This is a genomic window from Candidatus Pelagibacter sp. HIMB123 (genome assembly GCF_052048195.1).
Classification (GTDB): Bacteria; Pseudomonadota; Alphaproteobacteria; order Pelagibacterales; family Pelagibacteraceae; genus Pelagibacter.
The window spans coordinates 1-12,577 of the sequence record NZ_JBNAIL010000007.1 but is presented as its reverse complement, the minus strand read 5'-3'; the positions used below and the strand labels follow the sequence as shown (position 1 = coordinate 12,577).

The window sequence follows — 12,577 nt, the reverse complement described above, 5'->3', positions numbered from 1 at the left end:
TAGTATAAAATTTAATGAATAAAATTATAGTAGAAATATCTGTAGGCGAGCTTTTAGACAAAATTTCAATTTTAGAAATTAAGCAAGATAGAATAAAAGATCCAGAGAAATTAAAATTTATATCTGATGAATACTCTGCCTTAAAAGAACAATTCAACAAAAATATACAAACAGATGATACGCTTAATAGTTTATTTCAATCTCTAAAAGAAATTAATTCAAAACTTTGGGTCATTGAAGATGATAAAAGAAAGTGCGAAAAAGATAAGAATTTTAAAGAAAAATTTATTAAGCTCTCAAGGGATGTGCATTTTCTAAATGATGATAGAGCTAAAATTAAATTAGAAATAAATAAATACACTGGATCAAAAATCAAAGAAATCAAAGAATACACTACTTATTAATTTAGTAGATAAAAGATTTCCTTTGAATTTATATTTGATTGAATATTTTTTTGGTTTACAATCAGAGTGTTTTCTTCAGCATTAATGAAATTTTTTTTATCTGATTCAATTTGAGAAAAATTTTTAAAAGAATTAATTTTTAATTTAGCAGGTCCAAAAAAAAACTTTTTTATATAAGCGGCTGCATATATTCTTGTATTTGATAATTCTAATTTATCAATTTCTACATATGAATCATCTTTAGAAACCACACCTATATCTATATTACTTCCATTGATATTTTTTAAATTAACATTAGATTGCTCGCCAAAACTTGCAAGTTTATCTCCTATATCTTCACCATAAAGATGATCTCCTTTGATCATTGCCCCTGATGTATCAAGACAATCATTATAAGCTTTGATGCAATAGATTTTTGTAAAAGATAAGTTTCCAAAATCAACATCAATTGCATCTGACGCGCTGTTGAGAATTTTTAAATTATTTACAAAGCTTTCTGAGTTAACAAGATTAATTGCATCTTCGCCTTTTGATGAAACTATTTCTACATCATTAATTTTAACATTTGAATTTATAACATTAATTGATCCTGACCAATTCAATCCATCTATTTTAATATTTTTTAAATTTTTAAATTTAATATTTTTTAAGTTTATAATTCCTTCTAATTGTACAATCATTCCGTTTCCTTCAACCAACATTTTATTTTCTGATCCTTGAAAATAACTTTCTCCCTTTAAATATAAAATAGCTCCATCTTCTAATAAAATTGTTTTATCAATAATTTTTAAATCATTTAATATCCATAAGCCTTTCGAAAAAATTAATTTATCTAATTTTTTGATATCCCCTAAATCCGTTAAAGATTTAAATTCTTTTTTTTCAATTTTTTTTTGAATAAAATCAACATTGTTTTCATCTTTTTTTAACAGTTTAAAATTTTTGAATGAATTAAGTTTTATTCTAATTAACTCAGCTCTTTTAATAATTGGTTCTAAATCGAAATAATAAGGTAAAAAACCCTTGAAAAACACTCTATCAAAACTTGAATACTCAGAATAAACAAGCTCATTAAATGGTTCAATTTTATTTTTTACAATATCATTAATTATATTGAGATATTCTTTTGAAGTATATTTTTCTAAATATTCTAAATAAAGTTTAATAAATTTATCGTTTTTTTTATTAAAAAAAACTTTGAGCCAATCTTTATCTTCACAAACATATCCACAATTGATGTTGTTATTCTCAAAAAAATCTAAAAAAATAAATTCCTCATAACCACTTCCTATATGTGCATCAAAAGCTATAGGCTCAAATAAACCATTTGATGGATTGTAATAAAGTTTAACTGACTTTGGTACAGTAGCATGATAACCTTTCAAAACATCGGCTATTGCAAAAAACTTTGCCCATTTATCTATGTCAAAGTAATTAGAAATTTTATATTGTTCGTCAGTTGAGTTTTTTTTTAATAACTCTAAATTTTCTCTAGATGTAATATATATATCTGGATGATTAGAAATCCATTTATTTTCAGAATAATAATCATAAGTTAACATTGGAAAAATTGGATTTAAACTTTCTTCAATACCTATAATTGGACCATCTTTTCTATTCTGTCTTTCTAGAAGTTCTTTTGAAAATCCTTCTTCTAATACAAAGAGCCCAAGTTTTTTAGAATTTCTAATAAGATTTATTGGTATTATTTTTAAATATATCAAATCCTCATTTTTGATAATCTCATGAAATAATAATTCCCAGCCATAATTTCTAATAATTGGCTTTTGTATGGACATTTCTTCCATGCCAAATATAAAATTATCATTTCTTACATCAATCTTATATGACATTTGATCCACATCAAGTCTGTGCATCTCTCTATCTCCTTTTGCCCTAATTTTAACTTTAATTAATTCTGTTGTTTTACTTTCATGTTCAGTTATTTTAATTTTTGCTTTAGCATAAAATGGAATATCAACATCAACTAATCTTTTACGTTGTGCTTCTAAAATTTTTAAATTTTCTGAATTAATTAATATTTCAATGTTTGGAATTTTTTTTTTCTTAAATTTATTAATAGTACCAATATAAAATACCTTTAAAATTTTAATTGGTGTATTTGCAGCAAAATGATTATATTTTTCCTCGAAACCCATCATCTGATTGAAATTTTCAAAAATTAAAGCTCTTCTAATATGAGATGTGTCACCAAAAAAAAGAATTATGATAACTAAAATTACAGAAATAAAACCAGTTATAGCAAAAAAAAATTTAGATACTCTAATAAGAAATTTAAAAAATTTTAATAACATCCATAAAATTATAACACTTAATAAAGCAAAAAATTATTAAATGATATTTTTGTTTCAAATTTTTTTATTGTTAGACAGGTCATCATTTTAATATATTAATTTTATTATAAATAGCGATAAGAAATAAATAAAAATTAAATTTTATAATTCTAAAAAATTTTGGGAAACCAATCTTCACGCAGTTTATCACCAGATTTTAAATTAATTCCATCAAATGGAGGAGACGTTGGCCCTTTTCTTTTAATAAATTTAACATCATCACCAATAAATCGCATCGAAAAAGCCCTTCGAGATTTAGATGTATTGTTTCCTGTTGATCCATGCACAATTTTAAAATTAAATAAAACAGCATCCCCTAAACTTAGTTCTGGAATTAAAATATTTTTTTCAAATTCTTTTAATGGCGGTAAATCCATAAAAGAGCTATCATCATCATACCAAGATTGGTTATTTGACCATTTTGTAGGTCTAATTAACTTTGACCATTTGTGAGATCCTAAAATTAATTTAAGATTATTTTTCTGATCAACTTCATCTAATGGAATCCAGAAACTTCCAGTATCATTACCATCAACACAATAATACGGCATATCTTGATGCCATGGTGTCTCTTTGTAAGTACCTGGATCCTTTATAAAAATGTGTTCATGAAAAATTTGAGTAGATTTAGAATTAGTTGCTTCTGCAAATATTTGAGCTCCAGGTGAATTATATAAACAATCCTTAAATTCTTTTATTCTTTCCCAATTACAATAATCCTCAAAAAATCTTCCATTATCATCCGTTACATTTTCTCTTCCGTGCTTACTTGGGCTATCTAAAACTTTTTGAAATCCTTTTCTAAGTGGCTCAATCCAATCTTTAAATGCATCTTTAATTATTATTACACCATCATTTTGATAATCATTAATTTGTTTCTCTAATAAAAACATTTTTATTGCTGAAAGCTGTACTTTTTCTCTAAATATTTAATTACATTGTGAATGATAAAAGTCATGAACAAATAAATTCCACCAGCAACAATAAATACTTCAATTGGCTTAAATGTTGTTGAAATTATATATTTAGCAACACCAGTTAAGTCCATTAGAGTAACTGTGCTTGCAAGTGAAGTGCCCTTCATCATTAATATGATTTCATTTCCGTATGCTGGGAGTGATTGTCGAATAGCAATAGGAATTTGAATTTTATAAAAGATTATTTTATTTGGTATTCCTAAACTTTTTCCAGCCTCGATTATACCTGGTTTTATTGTTTGAAATGCTGATCTTAAAATTTCAGAGGTATATGCACCAGTATTTAGAGTAAAAGCTATAATTGCACACCAATAAGGTTCTTTTAAAATTACCCATAGAAATGTTGTTCTTAAATATTCAATTTGGCCTAATCCAAAATAAATTATGAAAATCTGGACCAATAATGGTGTTCCTCTAAATATATATGAATAGCCATAAGCAAATTTATTGATAAATATATTTTTATTTAATCTTAAAATTGCAAAGAAAAGACCTAGGAATAATCCAAAAAATAATGATGCAGATAATAATTTTAAAGTAACTACTGTTGCTCCTAGAAGTTTAGGGAAACTAGTTATCATTAAATCAAAATCCATTAATACCCCCTGCTATACTTCACTTCTAATTTGTTAATTAATTTCATACTAACGTAAGTAAGCAAAAGATATAAAACTGCTGCAAACGAATAAAAGAAGAGTGGATCCCTTGTTGAGCCAGCTGCAATATAAGACTGTCTCATTATTTCAACTAACCCTGTAACTGAGATAAGAGAAGTATCTTTTAAAGTTATTTGCCAAACATTACTTAAATTTGGAATAGCAAGTCTTAACATTTGAGGTAGTATTATTTTATAAAACTGCCCAAACTTATTTATTCCAAGAACTTTTGCAGCTTCAAATTGACCTTTGTCTATTGATTGAATTGCTCCCCGAAATACCTCTGTTGAATAAGCTCCTGATATAATACCAATAGCCATGGAACCAGTAATAAATGCATTAATCTCGATGTATTCGTAATAACCAAAAATTGAAGCTACATACATAATTGCACCACTTCCCCCAAAGAAAAAAAGATAAATTACTAACAGTTCAGGTACTCCACGAATAACTGTGGTGTAAAAATTACCAATTAAATTTAAAGTTTTATATTTTGAAAGCTTTAAAGGCGTAAATATTAATGCAAAAAAGAAACCAACTAACATTGCTGTAATTGATACAGCAACTGTCATCAGGGTAGCGTAAAATAACTCATCCCCCCAACCTGTTTTACCAAATGCGAGAAGTTCCATATAGATTGGCGACTATATATTATAGTCGCCAAATCTGAAATGAATTACATAGAAGCGTCGAAACCAAAGTGCTTAATAGCAAGTTTGCTAATAATTCCTTGTTTTCTAGCTTTGTTAATTGCTTTGTTGAAGTCTTTTAAGATTTTGGCATCTCTTTTTCCAATCGCACTATCGCTAGCTTGTCTGATACCAACACCTACACCATTACCAAATGCACCACCTGAAAAAGTTGGTCCAACTAATACAACTGGTTTACCTGATTTATCTGCATAGTCTGTAAATGCTACTGCTGCAGCTAAGGCAACATCACATCTTCCAGATGTTAAATCTAGGTTAACTTCATCTTGAGTTTTATAAGTTCTAACATTTACACTCCCTACATCACCAGACTCTAAAAAATTTTGGTGAATTGTACCTGTTTGAGTACAAACGGTTTTTCCAGCAAGTGCCCCTGTTAATGTCTTAAGAGCTTTCTTAACATCAGATCCACCTAATGATAAGTTAATACCTTCTGGTGTATCCATTCCCTCTAAACTTGAACCTTTCATTACCGCAAGAGAAGCTACTTCATCAGCATAACCTTGTGAAAAAGTAATTGTTTTTTGTCTTTCAGCCGTAATAGACATTCCAGCCATTATTGCATCAAACTTTCTCATTACTAGGGCTGGGATCATACCGTCCCAATCTTGTTCAACAATTGTGCACTCATACTTCATAATTTTGCAAAGTTCTTGAGCAAGCTCTACCTCAAAACCAATAAGATTACCTGATGCATCTTTTGAATTCCATGGAGGGTAAGCGCCTTCAGTTCCAATTTTTATTTTTTCAGCAGAAACATTTCCAATGATAAAAAATAAAGAAGCTAGAACTGTTAAAATAGTTTTTTTAAATACATTCATTATTTTCTCCTTTAATTAGGAATAATTATTTCACAGTTTTAAAAAAGAAAAAAGAAAAATTAATGATTTATTGAAGAAGAAAAATTCCAAGAACAATCAAAACTAGGTATATAAATTCTTGATAATTTTGCATTTCCGAAGTTTTGATTAAAAACATTTAACCAATTTTCAACCTGCTGTGGTTTTTTATCCTGACTTCCTACTTGAGCCGTAATAACTCCCTTTGGTTTTAATATTCTGACTAACGAGTCCATATTTTTTGCAGCTAAATCTATACAAAATTGATCATCATTTAGATCTACAAATATATGATCGTAAGTATCATCACTTACTGATTTAATACTTTCAAAAGCATCACCCCAAACACATTTTACAGAATTTTTTTCAGTTGCTTTTTTTCCAATATCTCCAAGATGTTTATTACAAACATCGACTACTTCAGGGTCTAGTTCATACCAATCGATAAAGTTAAAATTTTTTGAAATACATTCTCTTGCAACTCCACCATCTCCTCCACCAATAATTGCCGCTCTTTCATTATCTTTGTTTAAATTTAAACCAGAACCTACAAAGGTTGAGCTATATAAATGCTCATCAGTTGATGCAACTTGTATTTCACCATCAATAAATAAAGATTTACCAAATTGTTCTAGGTCTAAAATTTCTATATGTTGACCAACTTTAGATTTAAAATCTTCTAAAACATCATTCACTACATATGATTTTTGTAAGCCTGGTGAACTGTATATGTCATGATAAAGAGATTTGGTATCTCTATTAAATTCTTTTTTAACTATTCTTTTATGTTCAAATTCTTTTTTTACAATATCAATTGCAACAGAAGGGCTTACTTTTCCACATGTAAAGAAATCGAAACTTATAATTCCTCTTTCAGGGAATGTGTGAAAACTAATGTGACTTTCAGCTAATAAAGCAAGAATTGTAAAACCCTGAGGTTCAAATTTATATTTTGAAATATTTAAAATTGTAACTTTTGCAACTTTTGCAATGTCATTAATTACTTTTTCAAATACGGAAGGGTCGTATTCTTTTGTTGTACCTATAATGTCTAGAGTTATGTGTTCTCCAACTTTAGTCATTAATTATCCTCTTTTATAATTTTTTGCTTTGGATAAAACTTTTTTCATTTCTTTAATTGAAAGAATCTTAGGCTTACCCAATTTAAGGCTCGTTATATACTGAAGCGATATATTTTCAACCTCTTCAGCAAGTTCAAATGCTTTTGATAAATTTTCTTCAAATGCAATCTGTCCGTGATTTGAAATTAAACAAGCTTTCCTACCTTTTAATGCTTTTAAAATATTTTTTGATAGTTCTCTTGTTCCAAAAGTTGCGTATTTTGCACATTTGATATCATGACCTCCAGCCATCGCAACCATATAATGAAAAGGTGGTATTCCTCTCTTGTGAGTAGAAACTGCGGTTGCACATGTTGAATGTGCATGAACAATTGCTTTTGCTTCTTTTTTACTTCTGTAGATATCTTGATGAAACTTCCACTCAGATGAGGGAATTCCTTTTTTTTTATCAAAGTATCCATTCAGGGAAACAAAAACTATATCATTGTTCTTTAATGCTGAATATTTTTTTCCTGAAGGAGTAATTAAAAAACCATCTTTATACCTTGATGAAATATTGCCAGATCTTAATGCTGATAACTTTTTTGAATTCAGCATTTTTGAATATTTTATTATTTCAGATCTTAAATTTTTCATTTAAATAATTTTTTTAAACCATTAAAAGAAGCTTCTGAAATCCCTCTTTCAGTAATTAATCCTGTCACATATTTTGCGGGCGTTACATCAAAAGCTAAATTCATAGCTTTACTTTTAGTTGGGTATATCAAAACTTTCTTAATTTCATTATTCTCATCTATACCTTCAACATGAGATAATTCCTCTGAATTTCTTTCTTCAATGGGAATATTTTTTGCATCTTTAATTTCCCAATCAATTGTTGAGCTTGGAAGAGCTACATAAAAAGGAACATTATTATCATGAGCGGCTAATGCTTTAAGATAAGTTCCAATTTTATTACAAACGTCTCCGTTAGATAAAGTTCTATCAGTACCTACAATACACATATCAACTTCACCCCTCTGCATTAAAATACCCCCTGTATTATCAGCAATAATTGTGTTCGGAATTTCCTCTTCGTTTAATTCGTATGATGTTAAATTTGCACCTTGATTTCTTGGTCTTGTTTCATCTACCCATACATGTACTGGTATTCCTTTTTTATGAGCATGGTAAATAGGTGATGTTGCTGTGCCCCAATTAATAGTTGCCAACCAACCTGCATTACAATGTGTTAAAATATTTACTGTGTCTTTCTTTTTATTATAAATTTCTTCAATTACTTTTAATCCATTAATACCAATACTTTCACAAAACTTTTCATCTTCATCACATATTTCTTTTGCCTCATTTAAAGCTATATCTAAAACTTGATCGCTATTGATACTTGATAATTTTTTCATCATACGATCTACAGCCCATTTTAAATTAATTGCAGTAGGTCTTGATTGAATTAAATCCTCTGAACTTTTTTTTATAAATTCTAGATCATTATTTTCTTGAACTGCTAGAGCAATTCCATAAGCAGCTGTTCCTCCAATTAAGGGTGCTCCTCTCACTTCCATTATTTTAATAGCATTTATCGCATCCTTTACTGTCTTTAATTCTTTAATTATAAATTGATGAGGAAGTTTTGTTTGATCAATAATCTTAACTACATGATTTTCAAACCAGATTGTACGATATTCTTTACCTTCTATTTTCATTTAATTTTATGATTTTAACGCATTAACAAAAAATGGCACAGCTATACCAACAGTTTCTCGTCCATGGTCACCGCCAACTGTTGTTCCTTTATCTCCACATTTTTTGTAAATCTTTATGTATAGTTTTCTATATAATTTATTACTAGCTCCTGGTTTATCACCAGCTTTGATAAATTTTTCCCTCCATTTTTCTAAATCAATTTTAAAGAATTTAGCCATAGGTTCTTGTAAATTTTCTGTAATAAATCCTTTATCATCTATAAGCCAGCCATCAGGAAAATTTATTTCGCATTTATTCATATGTATACATCCTTTGCAATTTTCTGTTGGTGTATCTGAATAAAAATCGTGATGCCAACCTTCTTTAACAATAACTTCAACATCACCTCCAGCTTTTTTCATTTTTTCTGCGTACTTAGCACAAAATTTTGCTGGAGTGTAATCATCGGCACCTCCAAGTAAAAACAATATTTTTGCTGGTGTTGGTGTCGGATTTTCAAATCCCACATTATAACAATCTGGAGCCATTGGGAGTGAAGCTAAATAATAATTTTCTTCTCCAAGCACAACATCAGAAAATTTTTTTTCAACAGCCATGCTGGAAGCGCTTCCACCTCTTGATAAACCCGTAATACCCAACTTTTTAGCATTAACTCTTGGATGTTTATCTAATATTTTATATGCAACTAAAGCATCTAGTTCCCCTGCATTAATAGAAACTTTACCTTGATTAGTTGCAGTTTCTTTGACACCTCTACTTGTAAAATTATCTATTTCAAAAATACCAATATTGTTTTTTAATAATTGATTTTTAAAATCATTACGCCATGATTGAGTTACACTGGTAAACTCACTTGGACCTCCACTACTATGAACTGTAACGACTACTGGCAAGTTATCACCTTCTTTAGGAAGTATTAATTTTCCTGAAACTTCAACAGGAGAATTTACGTAAGATCCATTTATAATTGTTAATGGTATACCTGGATTATAGCTTGTAAATTTTATTATCTCTTCAGTTGCTTCGCTTAAGTATTTGAAAGGAGTAAAGTGTGGCGGACGATCTACTTTAAAAAATCTTCCTTTGCATTTCCAATCTGGATCAGATTTGAACTTACCTTTTAAAGTTGCTTCTTTATCACTAATAAATTCACCTGAATATTTAATTGTTCCTTTATATCCATTGCTAAAAGTTAATTTTTCAGTAATATTTATTTTATTATTTTCAATTTTTCCCTTAAATACAAAATTTTTTTTATTCCATCTATTAAAAGGTCCTAGTGAAAACTCATTGTTTTCAACATTTACAACAAAAGCAGATTCATGCCATTCCCACTTTCCTTGTTTGCAATGAATGTCCAATTTCCAAGAATTAGGATATTCTTCAGAATTAGTTGTTGTAGAAAATATTAATAATAAGATAAATAAAAATATTTTTTTCATTTATTTAAAACTCTTCCTGCAACTGTTTTTAACTTATCTTTAGTTTTTTGAGTTCTTTTTTCTGGAGCAGTAATAATTGCTACATCTAAACAATTGTTTGTTGGGTCATTTGGTTCAATATGATTTTCAAAATTATCAATTAAATTTTTAATCATAATTTTTGCTTTTTCAGCGTTTCCTAATAAAACTTTGATCACTTGTTGAACATCAACATTTTCATGATCTGGATGCCAACAATCAAAATCTGTTACCATAGAAACTGATGCATATCTAATTTCAGCTTCTCTTGCTAATTTTGCCTCTGGCATATTAGTCATTCCAATTACATCTGCTTTCCAAGATCTATATAAATTAGATTCAGCTAATGTAGAGAATTGTGGTCCCTCCATAACAATATAGGTTCCATTTCTTTGGTAATCTATATTAGATTTTTTAATTGCCTCTTCGCATGCATTCATTAAACCATTAGAGGTTGGGTGAGCCATTGATACATGAGCAACAATCTCATCATCAAAAAAAGTTTTATTTCTTGCAAAAGTCCTATCAATAAATTGATCAATGATAACAAATTTTCCAGGAGGTAAATTTTCTTTAAGAGAACCAACAGCTGATACAGAAACAATATCTGTTACACCTAATTGCTTAAGTGCATCTATATTTGCTCTAAAATTTATATTTGAAGGAGAAACATAATGTCCTCTTCCATGTCTTGGTAAAAAGTAAACTTCCTTAGTATTATATTTAGTTTTTAAGATCTGATCCGAAGGTTTGCCCCATGGAGTTTGTATATCCAGTAATTCTCTATCTATGAATTCTTCAACGTCATAAAGACCACTACCACCGATTATTGCTAATTTACCTATTGTCATAATTAAAAATTTATTTATTTATACTTTTATATTTAACTATTATGAATTTAAAAGATTATATTAGATCTATTCCTGATTATCCAAAAAAAGGGATTTTGTTTAGAGATATTACAACTTTAATTAAAGATGAGAATGCTTTTTCTGAAACAATCAACCAAATAGTAGAAAGATCAAAAAAATTTAATTTTACAAAAATTGCTGCAATTGAGTCTAGAGGTTTTGTATTTGCTTCTGCAGTTTCTTATATTTTAAAAAAACCATTTATTATGCTCAGAAAAAAAAATAAATTACCTGCAGAGGTTCATTCAGTAGATTTTGAGTTAGAATACGGAACAGCAACAATAGAGGTGCACAAAGATTCTATAAACGAGAAAGATACTGTTTTAATTATTGATGATTTAATTGCAACAGGTGGGACTGCAGAAGCTGCTGCAAAACTTGTTGAAATTTCAAAAGGAAAAGTTGCTGCTTTTATATTTGTTATTAATCTATTTGATTTAGGTGGCTCAGATATTTTAATTAAAAAAAAATACAATGTTGAAAATTTAATGGAATTTCCAGGACATTAAATTTTTATATTTGGTCTAAAAAAAGATTTTCTGCCTATTACTGCATTCAAATAACCCATTGCCCTGTGTAAATATATTTTGCTTTTTTTGGGATTAAATATTGCAAGATATAATACATACTTTAACACTGCTGAGATAAAAGTTGGCAAACCATTAATTAATGCAAAAAAATAACCTTTGTGTTTTCTGTTAAAATAAAATTTTGACCATATCCAATGCCAGTTTCTAGACAGTTCTACTTCCTCTGAAAACTTTTGACTAACAGCCTTCCCACCTAAATGATTTATTTTAGATTTAGGAACAACATAAATTTGCTCATTATGGTCAATTAATCTTTTGCAAAAATCATCATTTTCTAAATATAAAAAAATATTTTCATCAAAAAATTTAAAATTTTCAAAATTTTTAATCTGATTTATTTTTTTTACATTTAAAAGCATTGCAAATCCATCAACACTTTTAACCATAAAAGGATTAATAGAATTTTCATTTTTTTTATTTTCGTCGAATAATTTGTAATTAATGTTAATACCTGATTTTATAATAGGAGCAATTACAGCAAATGATTCAATTTCTTTTGAAGCGATAATCAATTCTTCGATTGTGTTATTTTCTAAAACAACATCAGGGTTTAAAATTAAAGCAAAATCAGTAGTAGAATGTTTTAAGCCTAAATTATTTCCAGCTCCCATGCCTAAATTTTCGAGAGACATAATACATTTTGCATTACTATATTTTTCTTCAATGCTTAACTTAAATTCTTTGTTTCCAGAATTATCAACAATTAAAATATTAATATCTTTCGGTATAGACTCTATACAATTATATATTACCTCCTCACTAATATAACTCACTATAACTACAGATAAATTTTGCCTAGATATTGACATAAGTGTTAGCTAAATCAACTATACTAATACTTTTTACTAATGTAAAAATAATTTAATCAATGAAAAAAATAATTGTAACCG

The 12,577-nt window shown here is 28.2% G+C and carries 13 protein-coding genes; 2 read left to right on the top strand and 11 right to left on the bottom strand.

All coding sequences use genetic code 11. The features are described 5' to 3' along the window. Window positions 1–14 precede the first annotated feature (14 nt). Entirely contained in the window at window positions 15–404 is a 390-nt protein-coding gene (locus tag ACTTBL_RS01455; RefSeq protein ID WP_440643298.1) for a DUF6165 family protein, read from the top strand. Here the strand turns inward: ACTTBL_RS01455 and ACTTBL_RS01450 are convergent. The 10 genes from ACTTBL_RS01450 to ACTTBL_RS01405 all read right to left on the bottom strand — a co-directional run bounded on the left by ACTTBL_RS01450 (window position 401) and on the right by ACTTBL_RS01405 (window position 11,037). Further along, complete coding sequence (locus ACTTBL_RS01450; protein WP_440643297.1) at window positions 401–2,719, bottom strand: hypothetical protein; 2,319 nt, start codon at window positions 2,717–2,719, stop codon at window positions 401–403. The genes ACTTBL_RS01455 and ACTTBL_RS01450 overlap by 4 nt on opposite strands. 149 nt (window positions 2,720–2,868) lie before the next feature. After that, the gene (locus tag ACTTBL_RS01445; protein WP_440643296.1) at window positions 2,869–3,651 is read right to left on the bottom strand and encodes a phytanoyl-CoA dioxygenase family protein; all 783 of its coding nucleotides are present in this window, start codon (window positions 3,649–3,651) and stop codon (window positions 2,869–2,871) included. Between the two features lie 2 nt (window positions 3,652–3,653). Beyond that, window positions 3,654–4,331 (bottom strand): ABC transporter permease, encoded by a 678-nt coding sequence (locus ACTTBL_RS01440; RefSeq protein WP_440643295.1) that lies wholly within the window; start codon window positions 4,329–4,331, stop codon window positions 3,654–3,656. Beyond that, window positions 4,331–5,023 carry an ABC transporter permease gene (locus ACTTBL_RS01435; RefSeq protein ID WP_440643294.1) on the bottom strand — a complete coding sequence of 231 codons (693 nt, stop codon included), beginning with the start codon at window positions 5,021–5,023 and terminating at the stop codon, window positions 4,331–4,333. The genes ACTTBL_RS01440 and ACTTBL_RS01435 overlap by 1 nt, the downstream gene beginning before the upstream one ends. Window positions 5,024–5,067: 44 nt before the next feature. Then, the gene (locus tag ACTTBL_RS01430) at window positions 5,068–5,922 is read right to left on the bottom strand and encodes a transporter substrate-binding domain-containing protein (protein ID WP_440643293.1); all 855 of its coding nucleotides are present in this window, start codon (window positions 5,920–5,922) and stop codon (window positions 5,068–5,070) included. A gap of 59 nt (window positions 5,923–5,981) precedes the next feature. Next, complete coding sequence (speD, locus tag ACTTBL_RS01425; RefSeq protein ID WP_440643292.1) at window positions 5,982–7,022, bottom strand: adenosylmethionine decarboxylase; 1,041 nt, start codon at window positions 7,020–7,022, stop codon at window positions 5,982–5,984. Window positions 7,023–7,025: 3 nt separating this feature from the next. Continuing rightward, window positions 7,026–7,658: a class II aldolase/adducin family protein gene (locus ACTTBL_RS01420; RefSeq protein WP_440643291.1), complete on the bottom strand. Its 633-nt coding sequence runs from the start codon at window positions 7,656–7,658 to the stop codon at window positions 7,026–7,028. After that, window positions 7,655–8,725, bottom strand: coding sequence for an S-methyl-5-thioribose-1-phosphate isomerase (gene mtnA / locus ACTTBL_RS01415; protein ID WP_440643290.1), 1,071 nt, complete (start codon window positions 8,723–8,725; stop codon window positions 7,655–7,657). The genes ACTTBL_RS01420 and mtnA overlap by 4 nt, the downstream gene beginning before the upstream one ends. Before the next feature lie 6 nt (window positions 8,726–8,731). After that, window positions 8,732–10,168, bottom strand: a complete 1,437-nt coding sequence (locus ACTTBL_RS01410) for an alpha/beta hydrolase family protein (RefSeq protein WP_440643289.1) — start codon at window positions 10,166–10,168, stop codon at window positions 8,732–8,734. Next, on the bottom strand, window positions 10,165–11,037 hold the full coding sequence (locus ACTTBL_RS01405; protein WP_440643288.1) for an S-methyl-5'-thioadenosine phosphorylase: 873 nt from the start codon (window positions 11,035–11,037) through the stop codon (window positions 10,165–10,167). The genes ACTTBL_RS01410 and ACTTBL_RS01405 overlap by 4 nt, the downstream gene beginning before the upstream one ends. A 41-nt stretch (window positions 11,038–11,078) precedes the next feature. Here ACTTBL_RS01405 and ACTTBL_RS01400 point away from each other — a divergent pair, with 41 nt between their 5' ends. Then, the gene (locus ACTTBL_RS01400) at window positions 11,079–11,606 is read left to right on the top strand and encodes an adenine phosphoribosyltransferase (protein WP_440643287.1); all 528 of its coding nucleotides are present in this window, start codon (window positions 11,079–11,081) and stop codon (window positions 11,604–11,606) included. Here ACTTBL_RS01400 and ACTTBL_RS01395 read toward each other — a convergent pair. Then, complete coding sequence (locus tag ACTTBL_RS01395; RefSeq protein WP_440643286.1) at window positions 11,603–12,496, bottom strand: glycosyltransferase family 2 protein; 894 nt, start codon at window positions 12,494–12,496, stop codon at window positions 11,603–11,605. The genes ACTTBL_RS01400 and ACTTBL_RS01395 overlap by 4 nt on opposite strands. Window positions 12,497–12,577 lie beyond the last annotated feature (81 nt).

Bases quoted from the DNA above. Each gene is read 5' to 3' on its own strand.
- ACTTBL_RS01405 (WP_440643288.1), bottom strand. From the start codon at position 11,037: ATGACAATAGGTAAATTAGCAATAATCGGTGGTAGTGGTCTTTATGAC.
- ACTTBL_RS01440 (WP_440643295.1), bottom strand. From the start codon at position 4,331: ATGGATTTTGATTTAATGATAACTAGTTTCCCTAAACTTCTAGGAGCA.
- ACTTBL_RS01400 (WP_440643287.1), top strand. From the start codon at position 11,079: ATGAATTTAAAAGATTATATTAGATCTATTCCTGATTATCCAAAAAAA.
- ACTTBL_RS01430 (WP_440643293.1), bottom strand. From the start codon at position 5,922: ATGAATGTATTTAAAAAAACTATTTTAACAGTTCTAGCTTCTTTATTT.
- speD (WP_440643292.1), bottom strand. From the start codon at position 7,022: ATGACTAAAGTTGGAGAACACATAACTCTAGACATTATAGGTACAACA.
- ACTTBL_RS01410 (WP_440643289.1), bottom strand. From the start codon at position 10,168: ATGAAAAAAATATTTTTATTTATCTTATTATTAATATTTTCTACAACA.
- mtnA (WP_440643290.1), bottom strand. From the start codon at position 8,725: ATGAAAATAGAAGGTAAAGAATATCGTACAATCTGGTTTGAAAATCAT.
- ACTTBL_RS01455 (WP_440643298.1), top strand. From the start codon at position 15: ATGAATAAAATTATAGTAGAAATATCTGTAGGCGAGCTTTTAGACAAA.
- ACTTBL_RS01395 (WP_440643286.1), bottom strand. From the start codon at position 12,496: ATGTCAATATCTAGGCAAAATTTATCTGTAGTTATAGTGAGTTATATT.
- ACTTBL_RS01435 (WP_440643294.1), bottom strand. From the start codon at position 5,023: ATGGAACTTCTCGCATTTGGTAAAACAGGTTGGGGGGATGAGTTATTT.
- ACTTBL_RS01450 (WP_440643297.1), bottom strand. From the start codon at position 2,719: ATGTTATTAAAATTTTTTAAATTTCTTATTAGAGTATCTAAATTTTTT.
- ACTTBL_RS01445 (WP_440643296.1), bottom strand. From the start codon at position 3,651: ATGTTTTTATTAGAGAAACAAATTAATGATTATCAAAATGATGGTGTA.
- ACTTBL_RS01420 (WP_440643291.1), bottom strand. From the start codon at position 7,658: ATGAAAAATTTAAGATCTGAAATAATAAAATATTCAAAAATGCTGAAT.